The following is a 2,613-nucleotide window of genomic DNA, read 5'->3' as shown; positions in this document are numbered from 1 at the left end:
ATGTCACCAGAAAATAACATTACACAGTTTTCAGAAATAATAAGTACATAATTTTCAGAAAGTAAAAGTACACAATTCGGTTGGGATCAAATGGCTCTTGCCCATGGGCAAGAGCCATTTGATCGGGTTTTTAAATTATCGGCTATTCTGGTTTTTTTGGTTTCCAACAAAGCCGATAAAAAATGGACAAAGCGACTTTAAACAACTGGATTATGTACCATGAAATTATCAAACTGGATTCTTTTGGATTCAGTAAAAGAAAGATTGCCAAATATCTGGGGATGAATTGGCGCACGGTCAACAGGTATCTAAAAATGAGTGATGAAGAATTTGAGGAGTTTCTTTCCAAACCTTCACCAAGAAACAAAGTACTTTCATCCTATGCGGATTTTATTTTGGGCAGGCTCAGGCTTTATCCTGAGACTTCCGCTGCTCAAATGTTTGACTGGCTAAAAGAAGCTCATCCCGATTTGCCTAAGGTATCAGAGCGGACGGTTTACAATTTTGTGATGTTTCTACGCAGAGAGCACAATCTTCCCAAAGATCCTGCTCAAAGAGAATTTTTTGCCGTAGAAGAATTCCCTTACGGGGAGTATGGGCAGGTAGATTTTGGCCAGTATACTTTGGACTGCGGGTCTCAAAAGAGGAAAAAAGTCTACTTCTTTGCCATGGTACTATCCCGTAGTAGGGCAAAGTCAGTAAGTTTTCTTGACAGGGCATTTACAGCCGCAGATGTATGCGTCTGCCATGAAGCAGCTTTCGAGTATTTTGGAGGCATCCCCAAAAACATCCTTTATGATCAGGACAGGACTTTGCTGGTAGATGAAAACATGGGTGACCTTATCCTGACCCATGAATTTAGGGCCTATGCCACTCAACGGAAGTTCAAGACGGTTTTTTGCCGAAAAGCAGACCCCCAAACTAAAGGGATGGTTGAAAATGTTGTCGGCTATGTCAAGAAAAACTTTTTGCACAATAGAAAATTCATCCACCTGGAAATACTTAACCAGCAGGCTCTAGAATGGCTTGAAAGAACCGGTAACCGCAATGTACATAATGTGACCAAACGCAGCCCTTTAGAAGAGCTGGCCACCGAAAGATCCTTTATGGAACCCTTCACACCCATTGAAACGCTTTTGGAGGCTTTTAAAAAGTATACTGTGAGGAAAACCAACCAGATAAGTTACAAAGGTAACTACTACTCTGTTCCTCAGGGGACATACCAACCACAGGGGACAGAAGTGCTGGCAAGGGTCATCAATGGCAAGCTTGAGATCCTCACCCTTGAAAAAACACTGATCTGTACCCACTCGCTCGCCGAGGGTGTAGGAAGGACAATCATCAATACTGATCACAAGAGGGATAAGAGTCAAAAGATCAACGATATGATGCAATCCCTTTCAGAATGTTTTACCCGCCGGGAAGCTGCAATGGAATACTTCGAGCAGATCAGAACCAGGTACGGACGCTATATCAGAGACCAGATGCATATGATCAAAAGATGTACGGTGGAAGCACCAAAAGAGGTATTAGATGAAACTCTGGACTTCTGTGTTAAAAACAGCTGCTTGGGAGGCTCTGAGTTCGAGCAGATCATGTATGTTATCTGGGACAGCCATGGAAGCCTACAGGAAAACCAACCTGACCTTGAAGTCAAACCAATGGACAGGCAGACACAGAAAAAGGCCAACGAAATACCAGAGAAAAGCAATCTGGCTGACTATGAGAATATCATTGATGAAAATTAACTATCCAAAACCCCTATGAAAATTACAGATAAAATCAATGCACAGTGCAGGCAGCTCCGGTTGCCTGCCATTGCTGAAACCGCAACAAAAACCGCTCATCAGGCTGATAAGGAAAAAATCACGTACTTAGAATTTCTATCCGAATTATTAGCTACTGAACTGGGCCTTAGAATGGAAAAAGAAAAAGATCGTAGAAAAAAGAATGCCAGATTGCCTCTCAGCTACAACCTGGACCTGTATGACTTTACCTGTGAAAACAGCATGGAGAAGCAGCAACTCAAACAGCTCAGAGAATTAGTATGGCTGGAACAGAATTTTAATCTGGTATTGATGGGACCATCGGGAACCGGGAAAACATACATCGCCGCAGGACTCTGCTTTGATGCCATTGACAAAGGATATAGGGCTTACTTCCAGACCATGGAGTCTTTGATCAAAGTATTGAAAATGAAAGATATGACAAGAAAAGCGGCTGCAGAATACAAAAGGATAACTTCAGCACATTTACTTGTTATTGATGATATTATGATGTTCCCTGTTACTAAACAAGATGCAGTCGCTTTCTTTAACCTTATTAACCAACTTCATGACAAAGCTTCTTTGATAATTACGACAAATAAGTCACCTGCTGAGTGGGCGGATGTTCTCAATGATCAGGTACTCACAACTGCAATCTTAGACAGAGTTTTGCACAGATGTGAAATCATAAAATTGTCTGGAAAATCATACAGATTACAGAACAGAAAAACTATCTTTAATAAAGAAAATAACCAAACCTGAACCATGCCGGATTGTGTACTATTACTTTCCTTTTTTGGTGTACCTCTATTTTCTTAAAGTTATGCATTGTTGCTTTCTGGTAACA

2 protein-coding genes are annotated in these 2,613 nt (G+C 41.2%); both read left to right on the top strand.

What is annotated here, in order from left to right; translation table 11 throughout:
- Positions 1 to 182: 182 nt before the first annotated feature.
- Complete coding sequence (gene istA, locus Q0L00_RS19490) at positions 183 to 1,748, top strand: IS21 family transposase (RefSeq protein WP_297338568.1); 1,566 nt, start codon at positions 183 to 185, stop codon at positions 1,746 to 1,748.
- A 15-nt stretch (positions 1,749 to 1,763) separates the two neighbouring features.
- Positions 1,764 to 2,528, top strand: coding sequence for an IS21-like element helper ATPase IstB (gene istB / locus Q0L00_RS19485; RefSeq protein ID WP_297338567.1), 765 nt, complete (start codon positions 1,764 to 1,766; stop codon positions 2,526 to 2,528).
- Positions 2,529 to 2,613 lie beyond the last annotated feature (85 nt).

This window comes from Algoriphagus sp. (assembly GCF_024305035.1).
In the GTDB taxonomy this organism is placed as follows: Bacteria; Bacteroidota; Bacteroidia; order Cytophagales; family Cyclobacteriaceae; genus Algoriphagus.
Note: the sequence above shows the minus strand (reverse complement) of the source record. Positions and strands in the feature narration are given on the sequence as shown.

What these genes read in the sequence shown, in the direction of transcription:
- istA (WP_297338568.1), top strand. Translation starts at nt 183, where the DNA reads ATGGACAAAGCGACTTTAAACAACTGGATTATGTACCATGAAATTATC.
- istB (WP_297338567.1), top strand. Translation starts at nt 1,764, where the DNA reads ATGAAAATTACAGATAAAATCAATGCACAGTGCAGGCAGCTCCGGTTG.